Genomic DNA, 15,479 nt, shown 5'->3' on the forward strand with positions numbered 1-15,479 from the left:
TTGAGGCGCCCGCCCGGCGGCGGGCGCCCCGTCGTATCAGAGGATCTCGTCGAGCCTGACGCTGCGGTGCTGCTCGCGCGAGAGCTTGCAGGCCAGCGCGATCCGCAGCGCCTCGACGGCGTCGGCGGCGGTGCAGATGCTCGGCAGCCCGCGCACCGGGTTGCGCAGGAAGTGGTCGAGCTCACGCTCGTAGCAAGGGAGGAACCGTTCGATGAAGTCGTCCCACGGCGCCTCGGGCGGGAACTCGACGCCGTCCTCGGTCGAGCGGAACGGCACCTTGTTGTCGAGGCCGACGTTCGCGGTGCCCTCGGTGCCCATCAGGTCGAGGCGGACCTCGTAGCCCTGGCCGTTGTAGCGTGACGAGTGGACGGTGCCCAGCGTCCCGTCGTCGAAGGTGAGGACGGTGACGGCCTCGGACACGTCGTTCGCTGCCGCGAAGGCGTCGGACCCGCGCGCGGCGCCGACCGAGTAGACCTCGACGACCTCGCGCCCGGTCACCCAGCGCAGGATGTCGAAGTCGTGGACGTTGGCGTCGACGAAGATGCCGCCCGATCCGGGGATGAACTGGTCGGCGGGCGGGTACTGGTCGGCGGTGAGGGCGTGCACGCGGCGCAGCTCGCCGAGCTCGCCGGACTCGAGAAGCTGCTTCGCGCGGGTGTAGCCGACGTCGAGGCGGCGCTGGAAGCCGATGTGGTGCGGCAGGCCCGCGGCCTCCAGCGCGTGCTGCGCGGCGCGGGCCTCGGCGAGGTCGAGCGCGATGGGCTTCTCGCAGTAGGTGGGAATGCCGGTCGCTGCGGCACGGATCAGGAGCTCGGAGTGGGTGTTGGTCGCCGTCGCGATGACGATCGCGTCGAGGCCCAGCGGGTTGGACGGGTCGAAGACGGCGTCCACCGTCGAGCTCACGCAGCCAAGCTCGTCGGCCGCGCGGGAGGCGCGCGCCGAGTCGGCGTCGGCGAGCACGAGTCGCCCGACCAGGTCGTGGTGGGCGAGCAGGCGGGCGTGCATGATGCCGATGCGTCCGATGCCCACCAGAGCGACGGTGCTCGGGGTCAGCGCGGTATCCATACTGGCTCCTTTGTCAGAACATTGATACCCCTCAGGCTAGGTGCCTCTCGCTTGGTCCGTCAAGGAACGTGGGGGTGATCACGATTCCATGGTCGGCACCCCGTTGTCCTGGGTGACTTGACCTGTTATTGTTCTAACAAAGCTTCGCTGATCGGCACACCGGCGCGCCCGGCAGGCGAGGCACCAGAACAAGGAAGGCAAGGGTTATGACCCAGACCACCACGGCGACCCGGACCATCACGCACTGGATCGGCGGCGCCCCCTACACCGGCGACCCTGCCGGCAGGATCCCCGTCGAGAACCCGGCGACCGGTCAGGTCGAGGCGGAGCTGCTCGCCGCCAGCCGCGCGGACCTTGACCATGCGGTCAGCGTCGCCCGCGAGGCGCAGGCGAAGTGGGGACGCGCGTCGCTCGCGAAGCGCACCGCCATCATGTTCAAGATGCGCGAGCTCGTGCTGGCGAACTCCGATGAGCTGGCCCGTTCGATCGTCGCCGAGCACGGCAAGGACTACAGCGACGCGCTCGGCGAGATCCAGCGCGGCCGCGAGACCCTGGACTTCGCCTGCGGCATCAACGCGGCACTCAAGGGCAACCAGTCCTACGACATCTCCTCGGGCGTCGACATCGTGTCGCTGCGGCAGCCGGTCGGCGTCGTCGCGGGCATCGCACCGTTCAACTTCCCGATCATGGTGCCGATGTGGATGCACCCGATCGCGCTGGCCGCTGGCAACGCCTTCATCCTGAAGCCCGCCTCCCCGACGCCCACTGCTTCGATGCTCATCGCACGGCTCTACCAGGAGGCCGGCCTGCCCGACGGCCTGTTCAACGTGGTTGCCGGCGGCCGTGACACCGTCACCGACATCCTCGAGCACCCCGGCATCAACGCCGTCTCCTTCGTCGGCTCGACTCCCGTCGCGCGGATCATCATGGAGAAGGGCACCGCTGCAGGCAAGCGCGTGCAGGCACTCGGCGGCGCGAACAACCACGCCATCGTGATGCCCGACGCCGACCTCGAGTTCGCCGCCCAGCACATCTCTGCCGCCGCCTTCGGCGCGGCGGGTGAGCGGTGCATGGCGCTGCCCGTCGTCGTCGCCGTCGGCGGCATCGGGCCGAAGCTGGCCGAGATGGTCAAGGCTAACGCCGTAAAGATCAAGGTCGGCTACGGCATGGACGAGGGCGTGCAGATGGGCCCGGTCATCTCCCGGGCGGCGCGGCAGCGCATCACCGGCCTGATCGACGACGCCGAGCAGCGTGGCGCCTCCGTCGTGCTCGACGGCCGCGGCCACACCGTCGACGGCTACGAGGACGGCTTCTGGCTCGGCCCGACGATCCTCGACGACGTGCCCCTCGAGGCCCCCGTGTACCACGAGGAGGTCTTCGGCCCGGTCCTCACCGTCGTTCACGCCGACAACTACGCCGAGGCCATCAAGATCGTGAACTCTTCGCCCTTCGGCAACGGCGCGGCGATCTTCACCAACGACGGCGGCGTCGCCCGACGCTTCGAGCTCGACGTCGAGGCGGGGATGGTCGGCATCAACGTCCCGATCCCCACCCCGGTGGCCTACTACTCCTTCGGCGGCTGGAAGGACTCGCTGCTCGGCGACCTCCACATCCACGGCCCGGAGGGACTCCAGTTCGTCACGAAGCTCAAGGCCGTCACCAGCCGGTGGCCCTCGGAGCGCGGAGCCTATGCCGCGACGATGAGCTTCCAGCGCGAGGAGTAGAACGGACGTGTGGGGCGCGGCCGATCCCTCCGCGCCCCACCCTTACGGCCCCGCAGCCGGAAGGTTCTGGAACCCTTCGCTGCGCTCAGGGCGTTTCGACAGGCTCAACGATCCGGTGAGCTGCGCTCAGGGCGTTTCGACAGGCTCAACGATCCGGTGAGCTGCGCTCAGGGCGTTTCGACAGGCTCAACGATCCGGTTCGCTGAGCGCCACCCGGTTCGCTGAGCCTTGCCTCACGCCGCCACACCCACCCGAAAATCGACCAGTGCCCGCTTCTCCCCGGTCTGGTCACGAGAATCGCCCAATGCCTCGCCCATCCCGTGCCGTCGACGCTGGTGCCACCCTCGGAAAAGTGGGCAGTGCCCGCTTCTCCTTGGTCTTGCGACGAGTTTCGTTCACCTCCTCGTCCGGGCAACCACCGTCGTCGCGGGCGCGTACCGTCGATTAGCGAGTAGTGCCCGCTTCTCCCCGGTCCGGCGACGAGAATCGCCCAGCGCCTGCCCTGACCAGTCGCCGACGGGGTGGTCACCGTTGCGGCGTGTGCGAAGCTTGATCCTGTGAATCCCTTGGTGCTGACCTTCCCGGACTTCGACCCCGTCGCCATCAACATCTTCGGGCTGAAGATCCACTGGTACGCGATCATGTACATCCTGGCGTTCGCGATGGCGTACGGGCTGATGCGTGTGCGGCTGAAGAAGGAGCCCTACCGCTCGATCACTCGCCCGAAGGCATGGGGTCCGACCGACATCGAGGACCTGCTCCTGGCTGCGATCGTCGGCGTCCTGGTGGGCGGCCGACTCGGCTACTGCTTCTTCTATCAGCCCGGGAAGTACCTCGCGGCCCCGCTGGAGATCTTCAAGTTGTGGGACGGTGGCATGAGCTTCCACGGCGGCGCGATTGGCGTCGCGCTGGGCATCGCCTGGTACGCGTGGCGGAACCACCGCCCCTTCCTGCAGGTCGCGGACTTCCTGGTCCCCGCTGCGCCCATCGGTCTGGCCGCCGGGCGGTTCGGCAACTTCATCAACGGCGAGCTGTGGGGTCGTGAGGCCCCCGAATGGCTGCCCTGGGCGATGATCTTCCCGACGGGCGGAGACGTGCCGCGCCACCCGTCGCAGCTCTACCAGATGCTGCTCGAGGGCGTGCTGCTCTTCATTCTGCTGTGGATCTACGCGCGGAAGGCGCGCTACCGCGGGCAGGTCGCCGGGTTCTTCCTGGCCGGGTACGGCATCTTCCGCTTCATCGCCGAGTACTGGCGCGAGCCCGACGATTACCTCGGTCTGCTCGGCCTCGGGTTCAGCATGGGGCAATGGTTGTCGATCCCGATGATCGTGATCGGGATCGCGCTGTTCGTGTGGTCGTGGAAGCGGGGCGTGAGCGACGTCGAGGAGCCTGTGGACAACACTGGGGACAGTGGTGGAGACCCCCTGGCGGAAACAGTCGTGGAAACTCCCTCCGAAACCGACGCTGACGGCGTCCCGGAGCCGGAACAGGCCGACGACGATGACGAGTCACGGGGATAGTCGGCCTCAACAGGCCAGTAGTAACCACACCATCCCCAGCTGTGGATAACTCGATTCCATAAGATTCTCAGGTCACGCTCAGGATGGTGTCTGACTAGGGGCTTTGTGTAGCCTCAGAGAGGTCTTGGGTCTGTGGGTAACGGTGTGGATGACGGGAGATGTGCTATGGGGACTGTGGGTGACCCGATGGTCCTCTTCGACGGGGACTGCGGCTTCTGCACGCGTGCGGTGGGGTTCATGACGGGTCGCACGGTCCGGGCGGACGTCTCTGCGGAGCCCCTGCAGCGGGTGGACCTCCCATCGCTCGGCCTCACTGTGGACAAGTGTCTGGAGACGCTGCATGTCGTCGACGAGGGCGCGGTGTTCACCGGGAGCGACGCGATCGCCCGCATCCTTCGTGCGGGGAGGCCCCCTTGGCCGCTCGTGGGACGACTCCTGACGCTGCCCGGAGTGCGGCAGGTGGCCGGCGCGGCCTACGATCTCGTCGCCCGGAACCGCCACCGCCTCCCCGGCGGCAGCACGACCTGCGGACTCTGACCCCTCCCGTCGGGGCTGCGATGAGCACGACACACTTGTCGTCGCTCGAAACTGCCCGTTCCCAGCCCGAATCGCGCGACGGGAAGGAGGATCTGCTCAAACTAAAATGTATAGACATGGACAGTATTTGAGCCTTACAATTGCCTCAGGCGGCGCAGAGTCGCGCCGCACCCAGGCATGGAGGCGCCGATGACCATCGAGATCCCCGAACTGATGAAGGCCGCGGTGTTGCGCGACCCCGCTGCAGGGCTGCGTGTCGAGGAGATCCGCACACCCCGCCCGAAGGAGGGGGAGGTTCTCGTCAAGGTCTCCGCCTGCGGGATGTGCCACTCCGACCTGCACGTCCTCGGGGGTGCCATCGCGTTCCCGATGCCATGTGTGCTCGGCCATGAGGTGGCCGGAGAGGTCGTGGAGGTGGGCCCGCACCATGGACAGCCGACCGTGGCTGTCGGTGACCGCGTCGCCGGAGCCTTCCTGATGCCGTGCGGACGCTGCGAGTCGTGCGCCGCTGGTCGCGACGACCTCTGCGTGCCTTTCTTCACCATGAACCGGCTTCGTGGGCGTCTCTACGACGACACGACGCGCCTGTTCGACGTCGACGGGTCGCCGATCTGGATGTACTCGATGGGTGGCCTCGCTCAGTACTGCGTGATCCCGTCGACGTCGGTGACCGTGCTGCCCGACGGGATCGACCCGGTGGCCGGCGCGATCCTCGGCTGTGCAGCGATGACGGCATACGGGGCGGTGCGCCACGGCGGCGACGTCCGGTTCGGCGACTCCGTCGCTGTCGTCGCCACCGGCGGTGTCGGATCTAACGTGATCCAGATCGCCCGGGCGTTCGGCGCCAGTCAGATCATCGCCATCGACATCGCCGACGACAAACTCGACGATGCGATGCGCCTCGGGGCGACCGCCGCGGTGAACTCCGCCACGTCGGACGCTAGGACGGAGGTCCTCGCGCTGACCGGTGGGCGCGGCGTCGACGTCGCCTTCGAGGTGCTCGGCCGGCCGGAGACCTGGACGACGGCGCTGACGGTGGTCCGCGACGGCGGGCGGATGGTCCCGATCGGGCTGGGCGCCGGAGTCCAGACCGCCGGGGTGGAGATCAACCAGACGGTCCGCCGATCCCAGTCGATCGTCGGGTCGTATGGCGCGCGGACCCGGCACGACCTGCCGCGCGTCGTGGACATGGCCGCGAAGGGCCAGATCGATTACCGCGGGATCGTGAGCCGACGGTTCGCACTCGAGGATGTGGCCGAGGGGTACGCGTTGCTTCGCCACGGGGAGATCCGCGGCCGCGCCGTGATCGACATGTCGCTCTGACCGACCCCCCGGGCCGCGATGAGCACATCCTCCTGCTCGTCGGCGATTTCGGGCTGAAATCGACCGATTTCGGCGACGACAAGTGTGTCGTGCTCATCGCGCCCCACCGGACCGGCGCCGGCGTGGCGGGACCGACGACCCGCGTCAGCGTTCCAGCAGCGGCTCGACCCAGGCGGCGGGGTCGGCATGCACGTGAGCGAGCGCGGCGAGTCCGGCGCCCATCGCCGCCCGCAGCGGTGCCTGCGACACCGACGCCAGCTCGATCTCGGAGTACGTCGACCACAGCACCCTACGATCCAGTTCCGCGGCCAGCAGGGGGTTCAGCCACTCGCCCAGCACTCCGAGGTGGCCGCCGAGGTTCACGGTGGTGAGATCGAGCAGGTTCAGGGCGCCGCCGACGGCGATCCCGAGGGCCTTCGCCGCCCCGTCGATGGCCAGGAGGGCGCGCTCGTCGCCTGTATCCAGCGCGATGCACAGGGCGTCGAGGTCCTTCTGTCCGCTCGCGGCCAGCAGTGCGGGCCTGCCGACGACGGTCTCGAGGCAACCGTCCGCCCCGCAGCCGCAGACCGCCCCGCCGGGCTCCACGCACATGTGGCCGAGTTCGGAGGCCCACCCGTGGCGGCCGGACAGCAGCTGGCCGTCCATCGAGACGGCCGAGCCGATACCGACCTCGCCCGTTAGGTAAAGGAACGACGCGTCGGGCGACTCCTGGATGAGCGTCAGCGAGGAGCAGTCGACGTCGTTGGCCACGCGCAGCGGCACGGGCTCGCCCCGGAAGGTGACGTCCCACATGGACGACGGGTCCAGCCCGTCCCAGCCGAGGTTCGGCGCGCGTACGACGCTGCGCCCGTCCTTCGCGACGAGTGCCGGCACGGCGAGCACGGCCCCGGCCAGCCGGGCCTGATCAGGGGCTTGGCCCAGAAGCCGCCCCGCGAGGCGCGTCGCGATCGCCATGGTCGCCTTGAATCCGAGGTCGAGGGCGTCGATCGCCTCCTTGGCGACGCCGAGCGTCGCCCCGGACAGGTCGACCACCGTGGCGACGATGCGGTCAAGGTTGACCTCGAGCCCGAGCGAGACCACAGTCCCCGCGCTCAGCGACAGGGGGACGGCCGGGCGCCCGCGCAGGCCACCGATGGCTTCGCCCTCGACGACGAGGCGGCCGAGGACGAGGTCGTCGACGAGCCGGGACACCGTCGAGCGGGTCATACCGAGCGCCCCCGCGATGTCGGCACGTGAGACGGAGCCGGACTCCCGGGTGATGCGATCAAGGACCAGAGCCAGGTTCGTGGATCGCACGAACGCCTGCGTCATGCCGGCCTGGGTGTTCGGCGTCATGAGGTCCTCCTGCGTCGGCCGGTCGTGGTGGCGGCGCCACCTCGATGTGGTTGACATTAACGATAACTCGTATAAGTATTAGACAACAACAAAAGACGGGACGAGGTAGTCCCGGATCTGCAGCTAACCCGCAACGAGGAGCGAACATGCGCAAGCCCACCCCCGAGGACAAGTTCTCCTTCGGCCTCTGGACCGTCGGCTGGACCGGCACCGACCCCTTCGGCACCAGCACCCGCCCGGCGCTGGACCCGTGGGAGTACTCCGACAAGCTCGCCGAGCTCGGTGCCTGGGGCATCACGTTCCACGACAACGACGTCTACCCGTTCGACGCGCCGGTCGACGTCGCGAAGGGTCGCGTCGCGCAGCTGCGTGACGCCGCCGCCAAGGCCGGCCTCGTCATCGAGATGGTGACCACCAACACCTTCTCGCACCCCTGCTTCAAGGACGGCGGCCTCACCGCCAACGACCGCTCCGTGCGCCGCTTCGGCCTGCGCAAGGTCCTCAACGCCGTCGATATCGCCGCCGAGTCGGGCGCCACCACCTTCGTGATGTGGGGCGGCCGCGAGGGCGCCGAGTACGACTCCTCGAAGGACCTCTACGCCGCGCTTGACCGCTACAAGGAGGGCCTCGACACCGTCGCGGGCTACATCAAGTCGCAGGGCTACGACCTGAGGATCGGCCTCGAGCCCAAGCCGAACGAGCCCCGCGGTGACATCTTCCTGCCGAGCATCGGCCACGCGCTCGGCCTGATCGCCGAGCTGGAGCACGGCGACATCGTCGGCCTGAACCCGGAGACCGGCCACGAGCAGATGGCCAACCTCAACTACACGCACGGCCTCGCGCAGGCGCTGCACGCTAAGAAGCTGTTCCACATCGACCTCAACGGCCAGAAGGGCCTCAAGTACGACCAGGACCTGTGCTTCGGCCACGGCGACCTGCTCAGCGCCTTCTTCACCGTCGACCTGCTGGTCAACGGGTTCCCGTCCGACCCGGAGGGCTCCCGCTACACCGGCCCGATCCACTTCGACTACAAGCCGTCGCGCACCGAGGGAATGCAGGGGATCTGGGACTCCGCCAAGGCGAACATGGAGACCTACCTGATGCTCGCGGAGAAGGCCCGTGCCTTCCGCGCCGACCCGGCCGTGCGGCAGCTGATGACCGACAACGGCATCTTCGACTCCGCGGTCCCGACGCTGGCCGCCGGCGAGTCCGTCGCCGACTTCCTGGCCGCTGACGAGCCCTTCGACGCCGACGCCGCCGGCGCCCGCGAGTACCGCTTCGTCGAGCTCTACCAGGCCGCGATGCGCCACCTCGTCGGCTGACCGACGCACCACCCGGACGGCCGGCGGCTCACGGGCCGCCGGTCGTCGGTTCCTTTGCGGGTGGGTCCGCGCCGCCGGCTCGGTCGACTGCCGTGGCGGTGCGATGAGCACGACACACTTGTCGTCGCGAGGTCCGCCCCTTTTCAGCCCGATTTCCGCGACGAGCAGCGCGGCGATGCGGACGTCGAAGTCTTGCCGTCGATCCGCGATGGCGTAGATCCCGGGCAGCACTGTGGCGAGCTCGCCGCGGTAGCGGGTGGAATTGAGCGCCCTCGACCACGCGGGTCGCTGGGCGGCGTTGATGACGAGTTCCCGCTCGGCGGCGGCACGGAGGTAGTTCTTCATACCTCTGGTGATGACCGTTCCGATGCCGGGAACTCCAGTAATCTCGGTTGTCCACAGGATGCGCGCGGCCGCCCCGTCGGGATGCGTCGTCGATCAGGCGCTCTCGACGGCTTCGGCAAGGGCCTCGAGGTCCGCGCGACACTCACGCAGGAGACATCGCGAGCGGTCGTGCGCCATGGGCGTGCCCTCCGCGGCCCAGCGGCGGGCCGCCTCGTCGACGAGGTGCGGCGGCAGCGCGCCGCGGGCGTTGGTTACCCGCCACCACGTGACCTGATCGCCGACCTGAGCCATGATCGTCCCCACCCGTCGGGGGCCGGTGCCGACGAGTTCGGCGATGTCGCCGTACGTCGCGACCCGCCCAGGCGGGATCAGCGACACGACGTCGAGGACGGCCTCGACGGTCGCCGCGGCATCCTCGATGAGCACTTCGTCCTTCTCGTCGGCCTCTTGGGCGCTTTTCCGGTCGTTTTCCGCGACGACAAGTGTGTCGAGCTCATCGCGGGGGGAGGGCGAGCGGGTGGTCACTGGACGTCGGGGGTGCCGAGGAGGGCGGGGAGGGTGTCGTCGAGCCGGCCGCGGACCACCTCGTCGGCCTCGTCGTCGAAGGCCGTCTCCGACGCGTTCGCGATGACCCCGAGCGCCCCGTGCTCCAGTGCGAGCGGGAACAGGCCTGCGACGGGGTAGACGCCCAGCGTCGTGCCCACCGCGACGATCGCGTCGCAGTCCTCCACCGCCGCGACGCTCGCCTCCAGCACCGCGGGGTCGAGCACCTCCTCGAACAGGATCACCGTCGCCCGGGTGATGCCGCCGCAGAACGGGCAGCGCGGGTCCTCCTCGCCGGCGCGGACCCGATCCACCATCTCCTCCATCGGCCCCGTCCGGCCGCACATCTCGCACCGCCATGTCCGCATCGAGCCATGCACCTCGTGCACCAGTTCCGGCGACGAGCCCGCGAGCTGGTGCAGCCCGTCGGTGTTCTGCGTCACGATCGCCCGCAGCCTGCCCTCCCTCTCCAGGTCGACGATCGCCCTGTGGGCCCTCGTCGGGCGGGCGGCCCATGCGGCCGGGTCGGCGCGACGGCGCCACGCCGCCTTGCGCACGTCCTCGTCGCGCAGGTACCACGACAGCGTCGACACAAGCTCCGCATAGGGGTCGCGGGTCCACAGACCCTCCGGACCGCGAAAGTCGGGGATGCCGGCCGCGGTCGACAGCCCTGCGCCGCTCAGGATGACGATGCGCTCCGCGTCGTCCAGAGATTTCACCATGCCTCCAGTGTGTCGCGCGTCGGCGGAAGTCGGTAGCCGTCGGGGTCGGTGGGGTCAGGTATCCCGCCTCGCTCCGCTCGGCGCCCTTCGACAGGCTCAGGGAACCGGGTGGGCTCAGGGAACCGGTTCGCCGAGCTTGTCGAGGCGCCTTGAGCGAAGCGAAAGGTCTTGGTGGGGGGCGCCTCGCTTCGGCGCCCTTCGACGGGCTCAGGGAACCGGGTGGGCTCAGGGAACCGGTTCGCCGAGGTTGTCGAGGCGCCTTGAGCGAAGCGAAGGGTCTTGGTGGGGCCCGCCTCGCTCCGCTCGGCGCCCTTCGACGGGCTCAGGGAACCGGGTGGGCTCAGGGAACCGGTTCGCCGAGGTTGTCGAGGCGCCTTGAGCGAAGCGAAAGGTCTTGGTGGGGGGCGCCTCGCTTCGGGGCCCTTCGACAGGCTCAGGGAACCGGGTGGGCTCAGGGAACCGGATCGTTGAGCCTGTCGAAACGCCTTGAGCGCAGCGAAGGGGGCCCGCCTCGCTCCGCTCGGCGCCCTTCGACGGGCTCAGGGAACCGGGGTGGGCTCAGGGAACCGGGGTGGGCTCAGGGAACTGGGTGGGCTCAGGGAGCCGGGTCCTCAGAGACCGCAGTCCGGCGTGGGATGATCATGCCTGCGCGGCGGGGAAGTCGAAGCTGGCAAGCAGCGCCGAGGCCTTCGTCGTCGGCTGCGTGAACTCCAGTGACGCCTCGTCGTCGACCGAGAGCGACAGCGTCACGGCCTCGATCAGCTGATGCTGGGCGATGCGGCGCTCGATGTCGCGCAGTCGGCGCGCGACATCGTGCTCCACATCGTCGCCGGTGAGGTCGACCTCGGCGACCAGGAACAGCCGGTTCGGCCCCACGAACTCGATGTGCAGGTAGGTGACGCGGGAGACCCCGGGCGAGTGCAGGATGGACCAGCCGGCCGCGTTGCGCAGCTCTGCCGGGACGCTCGTTCCGAGCAGGAAGATGAAGTTGCGCTGGATCAACAGCAGGGCGACGATCCCGAGCAGCACGCCGACGAGGATGGAGCCGATGGCGTCCCACATGGCGTTGCCGGTGATCTGGTGCAGGAGAATCGAGCCGCCCGCGATGACAAGACCGACGAGCGCGGCGGCGTCCTCGAAGAACACCGCGCGCAGCGTGGTGTCGGAGGTGTCGAGCACGTAGTCGAAGGTGCCGCGCCCGCGGATCCGTGCCAGCTTCCTCGACTCCATCAGCGCCTGCGTGAACGAGATGCCCTCGAGGATCGCCGCGATGCCGAGGACTGCGTACGCGATGGCGGGACTCTCGACCGGCTGCGGGTCGCGCAGCTCGGAGACGCCGTGGGTGATCGAGACGATCGCCCCGGCGGTAAAGATCCCGAAGGCGGCGATGAGGCTCCAGACAAACGACGCGCGCCCGTAGCCGAAGGGATGCGCGCGGTCCTTGGGCCGCTCGGCCTGCTTGTCAGCCACGAGCAGGAAGATCTCATTGCCGGCATCTGCCCAGGAGTGGGCCGCCTCGGCGACCATGGCGGCCGACCCCGTGATGGCCGCCGCGATGGTCTTGGCGACCGCGACCAACACGTTCGCGATGAAGGCGATGATGACTGTCACGAGCTGTCCCTTTCTGTCCCCGAAGCATCGCTCACAATAGGCTGTCGCGTGATCGACGATTTCGTGGGTGTTCGTAGGTCGCCGCGCGTCGCACCCAGACGACGATTCAATGTGCGGGCCGATTCAACCATCTGAGAGGCGATGCAACGTGCGGTCTCGCCGGCGCGGGATCAGGTTCACGGTTAGCGACACGGCCGAAGCGACCACGTGTATGGAAGGGGGGAATCAATCGTCCTCAACGACGGGTTGACAAGCCCTGGTGATCATTGCTCTCCAATGAGGGGAGGAAAGGACACCCCCCTGAATTGGGAGGTTTGGTGAGTGTTACCTTACCTTCATGACGCTTGTGGAACAGTTCGCCGCCAGGCGATGTACGACACCAGAAGAGCTTGCCGGTGAACAGACCCGCTCCCTTGACGCCCTCGCCGTCGGTGAGGGTTCGACGGTCGTCGGTTTCGAGGGCGACGACGTCGTCGTCCGGCGGCTCTTCGACCTGGGCTTCGTGCCCGGCGTCGAGGTCCTCCGGCTCCGACGCGCTCCGCTCGGCGACCCGATCATGTTCCGCGTCGGCGGATCCGAAATCGTCCTGCGCAAGGCGCAGGCACAGCTGGTGAAGGTGGCGCGTCATGAGTGAGCACTGCGGAACGACGATCACGGCTACCCTCGACGGGGTGGCCCGCGTCGCGCTGGTGGGCAGCCCAAACGCTGGAAAGACCACCCTCTTCAACGCGCTGACCGGGCTCCGCGCCAAGACCGGGAACTACCCGGGGGTGACGGTTGCCCGCTACGAGGGCCGCGTCGAGACCGCCAAAGGCTCGGTCGTCGTGGAGGACCTCCCTGGCACCTACTCACTCGACCCGATCAGCCCTGACGAGGAGATCGTCGCGCAGGTCGTCGAGAACGCCGACGACCTCGACGGCATCCTGGTTGTGCTCGACTCCACCAACCTGACGCGCGGCCTCGGCCTCGTGGCGCAGGTCCAGCAGGCGGGGAGACCCGTCGCCATCGTCCTGACGTTCGTCGACGAGCTGTTGCGTCGTGGCGGCAAGCTCGACCCGGCCGCTCTGTCGCGCGCGCTGGGGCTGAAGGTGCTGCCCGTCATTGCCGGCGAGAAGCGCGGCGTCGCGGCCCTGACCGCCATCATGGGCGATCCGGACAGCTGGACCGCGCCCCCCGTCGCGCCCCCCACCGCCACCGACGAGGTCGTCGGATGGGCCCAGTCGGTGGCGAAGGCCGCGCACTACACGCCCCCGCAGCCCGATTCGCTTACCGGCAAGCTCGACGCCGTACTGCTGCACCCCGTCTGGGGCACTCTCATCTTCTTCGTGACGATGTACCTGTTCTTCCAGACGATCTTCGTGGTGGCGGCGCCGCTGCAGGAGATCTTCGAGGGCGCGATGACGTCACTCGGCGACATGGTGCGGGGATCGATCTCCAACCCGTATCTGGCGAGCTTCGTCGGCGACGCGATCTTCGGCGGCGTCGGCGGCGTGGTGGTCTTCCTGCCACAGATCGCCCTGCTGTTCGTGCTGATATCGCTGCTTGAGGGCTCCGGCTACCTGGCGCGCGCCGCGTACCTTATGGACCGAGTGATGGCGTTGGCCGGGCTCGAGGGTCGCGCGTTCGTCGCGCTGCTCAGCTCCGTGGCCTGCGCCATCCCCGGCATCATGGCCACCCGCACGCTGCCGTCGGCCAAGGACCGCATCGCGACCATGATGGGCGCGCCGCTCATGACCTGCTCCGCGCGTCTGCCCGTGTACATCCTGCTGATCGGCATGCTCGTGCCGAGCGACCTGCGCTGGGGTCCTTTCGGTGCCCAAGGCACGATCATGTTCGGCCTGTACCTGCTGGGCGCCGTCTCAGCCATGATCGCCGCCTGGTTCTTCAGCCGGATCGTCGGCCGTTCCCGCACCCCGATGCCGTTCTACATGGAGATGCCCTCGTACCGGATCCCGCGGATGCGCACCGTGCTGCTGAGCGTCTGGGAGGCCTGTAAGGCGTTCCTGAAGAAGGTCACCTCGATCATCCTGCTCACGACCGTCGTGCTGTGGGTGCTGCTGAACTTCCCGCTGCACAGCGACGCCTCCATGGAGGCCGCCGGCGTCAACAACTCCGATGAGGTCGCCGTCGCCGCGTACACCATCGACAACTCCGCAGCCGCCGCCATCGGCAAGGCCATCGAGCCCGTCTTCGAGCCGCTGGGCTTCGACTGGCGCGTCAACATCGGCGTCCTGTCCTCTCTGGCCGCCCGTGAGGTGTTCGTCGCGACGATGGGCCAGGTCGCTTCCGCGGCCGACCCGGAGGATCCCGCCGCCGCCCTGGAGAACATGACGTACACGTCGGGCCCGAACGAGGGGACCCCGGTGTTCACGCCCCCGACGATCGCCGCTCTGCTGGTGTTCTTCGTCTACGCGATGCAGTGCATGTCGACGCTCGGCGTGATGCGCCGCGAGACGGGCGGCTGGAAGTGGCCGGCCATCGCGTTCGGCTACATGAGCGTCGTCGCGTGGGTGACGGCGTTCGCGGCGCACACCGTCGTCAGCCTGGTGATGTGATGAAGCGCGTCATCCACCCCCAGACCACCCCGGTCGACCCGCGGGCCGTGCGCTGGGTCACCGACACCGACCTCCCCGTCGGCGTCGTGTGGCGCGCGCCCGGCACGCTCGGGCCGCTGATGGAGTACGGAGTGCTTACGAAGGTCTACGTCGAGCGCGGCGGTGTGTGGACGTGGCTCGCGCCCGGCAAGAGCTGGACCGAGCACGGGCCGCGCATCCGCGACGCCGTCGCCTCGGCGCTCGACCTGGACGGCTGGCAGGTCCAGGAGCGGTCGGCCGACGTGCTGGAGACCGTGGCGCGCGACGTCCTCGAGGGCGAGCTGGGGGAGTACATCGCGTCGCATGGCGGGGCCATCCGCGTCATCTCGGCGACGGAGGACACGCTCACGCTGGACTTCGGCGGCGCCTGCGAGGACTGCCCGGCCGCGGGGAGCACCATGCATGACCGCATCGAGTCCGCCGTCAGGGCGCGGTACCCGGAGTTGCAGTCCGTCGCGCGCATCCCGATGGACCCGAAGGCCAAGGGCTTCCTGGGCCTGCCGTCGCCGAGCAGTCGCGTCCGCAGCCGCTGCTGACCGACGCCACCCTTCCTGACGGACGCTACCGCTAGCGACACATGCCACCGCCATGGCGGTGGCATGTGCACCGACGGGTGGCGTCGGTCGGTAAGGGTGGCGTCCGTCAGCAAGGGTGGCGCCTGGCGAAACGCACGACGGTGGGGAGGACTGGCAAGCAGATCGTGGTTTCCGTCGGCCGGCCGACGGAACGCACGATCGACCTCGCGAGGTACTGGGCGGGGCTTCGCCTCGCTGCGCTCGGCGCCCTTCGACAGGCTCAGGGAACCGGGGCGGGCTCAGGGAACCGGGCGGGCTCAGGG

13 protein-coding genes are annotated in these 15,479 nt (G+C 68.8%); 8 read left to right on the forward strand and 5 right to left on the reverse strand.

The features are described from left to right. Nucleotides 1-36: 36 nt before the first annotated feature. Nucleotides 37-1,065, reverse strand: coding sequence for a Gfo/Idh/MocA family protein (locus QH948_RS00635; protein ID WP_281145060.1), 1,029 nt, complete (start codon nt 1,063-1,065; stop codon nt 37-39). A gap of 206 nt (nt 1,066-1,271) precedes the next feature. Here QH948_RS00635 and QH948_RS00640 point away from each other — a divergent pair, with 206 nt between their 5' ends. The 4 genes from QH948_RS00640 (at nt 1,272) to QH948_RS00655 (ending at nt 6,169) form a co-directional block, all read left to right on the forward strand. After that, complete coding sequence (locus QH948_RS00640; RefSeq protein WP_281145061.1) at nt 1,272-2,789, forward strand: CoA-acylating methylmalonate-semialdehyde dehydrogenase; 1,518 nt, start codon at nt 1,272-1,274, stop codon at nt 2,787-2,789. A gap of 569 nt (nt 2,790-3,358) precedes the next feature. Beyond that, complete coding sequence (gene lgt / locus QH948_RS00645; RefSeq protein WP_281145062.1) at nt 3,359-4,309, forward strand: prolipoprotein diacylglyceryl transferase; 951 nt, start codon at nt 3,359-3,361, stop codon at nt 4,307-4,309. 165 nt (nt 4,310-4,474) lie between these two features. Next, nucleotides 4,475-4,846: a thiol-disulfide oxidoreductase DCC family protein gene (locus QH948_RS00650; RefSeq protein WP_281145063.1), complete on the forward strand. Its 372-nt coding sequence runs from the start codon at nt 4,475-4,477 to the stop codon at nt 4,844-4,846. Between the two features lie 189 nt (nt 4,847-5,035). Then, on the forward strand, nt 5,036-6,169 hold the full coding sequence (locus QH948_RS00655) for a zinc-binding dehydrogenase (protein WP_281145064.1): 1,134 nt from the start codon (nt 5,036-5,038) through the stop codon (nt 6,167-6,169). 144 nt (nt 6,170-6,313) lie between these two features. Here QH948_RS00655 and QH948_RS00660 read toward each other — a convergent pair whose 3' ends face one another. Continuing rightward, nucleotides 6,314-7,504 (reverse strand): ROK family transcriptional regulator, encoded by a 1,191-nt coding sequence (locus QH948_RS00660; RefSeq protein ID WP_281145065.1) that lies wholly within the window; start codon nt 7,502-7,504, stop codon nt 6,314-6,316. 146 nt (nt 7,505-7,650) lie between these two features. On the opposite strand from QH948_RS00660, the gene xylA reads away from it, so the two are divergent. Next, entirely contained in the window at nt 7,651-8,826 is a 1,176-nt protein-coding gene (gene xylA, locus QH948_RS00665) for a xylose isomerase (RefSeq protein ID WP_281145066.1), read from the forward strand. A gap of 438 nt (nt 8,827-9,264) precedes the next feature. Here xylA and QH948_RS00670 read toward each other — a convergent pair whose 3' ends face one another. From QH948_RS00670 to QH948_RS00680, 3 genes are all read right to left on the reverse strand, one after another. Beyond that, entirely contained in the window at nt 9,265-9,597 is a 333-nt protein-coding gene (locus QH948_RS00670) for an MGMT family protein (RefSeq protein ID WP_281145067.1), read from the reverse strand. Between the two features lie 95 nt (nt 9,598-9,692). Beyond that, on the reverse strand, nt 9,693-10,436 hold the full coding sequence (locus QH948_RS00675; RefSeq protein WP_281145068.1) for an SIR2 family NAD-dependent protein deacylase: 744 nt from the start codon (nt 10,434-10,436) through the stop codon (nt 9,693-9,695). A gap of 639 nt (nt 10,437-11,075) precedes the next feature. Continuing rightward, entirely contained in the window at nt 11,076-12,047 is a 972-nt protein-coding gene (locus QH948_RS00680; RefSeq protein ID WP_281145069.1) for a cation diffusion facilitator family transporter, read from the reverse strand. 337 nt (nt 12,048-12,384) lie between these two features. Here QH948_RS00680 and QH948_RS00685 point away from each other — a divergent pair, with 337 nt between their 5' ends. The 3 genes from QH948_RS00685 to QH948_RS00695 are packed head-to-tail and all read left to right on the forward strand — an operon-like array spanning nt 12,385 to nt 15,177. Then, a complete protein-coding gene (locus tag QH948_RS00685; RefSeq protein WP_281145070.1) occupies nt 12,385-12,681 on the forward strand; it encodes a FeoA family protein in 297 nt (98 codons plus the stop codon). A 55-nt stretch (nt 12,682-12,736) separates the two neighbouring features. After that, nucleotides 12,737-14,602: a ferrous iron transporter B gene (gene feoB / locus QH948_RS00690; protein ID WP_281146220.1), complete on the forward strand. Its 1,866-nt coding sequence runs from the start codon at nt 12,737-12,739 to the stop codon at nt 14,600-14,602. Beyond that, entirely contained in the window at nt 14,602-15,177 is a 576-nt protein-coding gene (locus QH948_RS00695; protein WP_281145071.1) for a NifU family protein, read from the forward strand. The genes feoB and QH948_RS00695 overlap by 1 nt, the downstream gene beginning before the upstream one ends. The last annotated feature ends 302 nt before the right edge of the window (nt 15,178-15,479 follow it).

It is taken from the genome of Tessaracoccus lacteus (assembly GCF_029917005.1).
Classification (GTDB): domain Bacteria; phylum Actinomycetota; class Actinomycetes; order Propionibacteriales; family Propionibacteriaceae; genus Arachnia; species Arachnia lactea.

Coding starts and splice junctions, on each gene's coding strand:
- QH948_RS00655 (WP_281145064.1), top strand. CDS start 5,036: ATGACCATCGAGATCCCCGAACTGATGAAGGCCGCGGTGTTGCGCGAC.
- QH948_RS00650 (WP_281145063.1), top strand. CDS start 4,475: ATGGGGACTGTGGGTGACCCGATGGTCCTCTTCGACGGGGACTGCGGC.
- xylA (WP_281145066.1), top strand. CDS start 7,651: ATGCGCAAGCCCACCCCCGAGGACAAGTTCTCCTTCGGCCTCTGGACC.
- QH948_RS00675 (WP_281145068.1), bottom strand. CDS start 10,436: ATGGTGAAATCTCTGGACGACGCGGAGCGCATCGTCATCCTGAGCGGC.
- QH948_RS00660 (WP_281145065.1), bottom strand. CDS start 7,504: ATGACGCCGAACACCCAGGCCGGCATGACGCAGGCGTTCGTGCGATCC.
- QH948_RS00640 (WP_281145061.1), top strand. CDS start 1,272: ATGACCCAGACCACCACGGCGACCCGGACCATCACGCACTGGATCGGC.
- QH948_RS00685 (WP_281145070.1), top strand. CDS start 12,385: ATGACGCTTGTGGAACAGTTCGCCGCCAGGCGATGTACGACACCAGAA.
- QH948_RS00635 (WP_281145060.1), bottom strand. CDS start 1,065: ATGGATACCGCGCTGACCCCGAGCACCGTCGCTCTGGTGGGCATCGGA.
- QH948_RS00695 (WP_281145071.1), top strand. CDS start 14,602: ATGAAGCGCGTCATCCACCCCCAGACCACCCCGGTCGACCCGCGGGCC.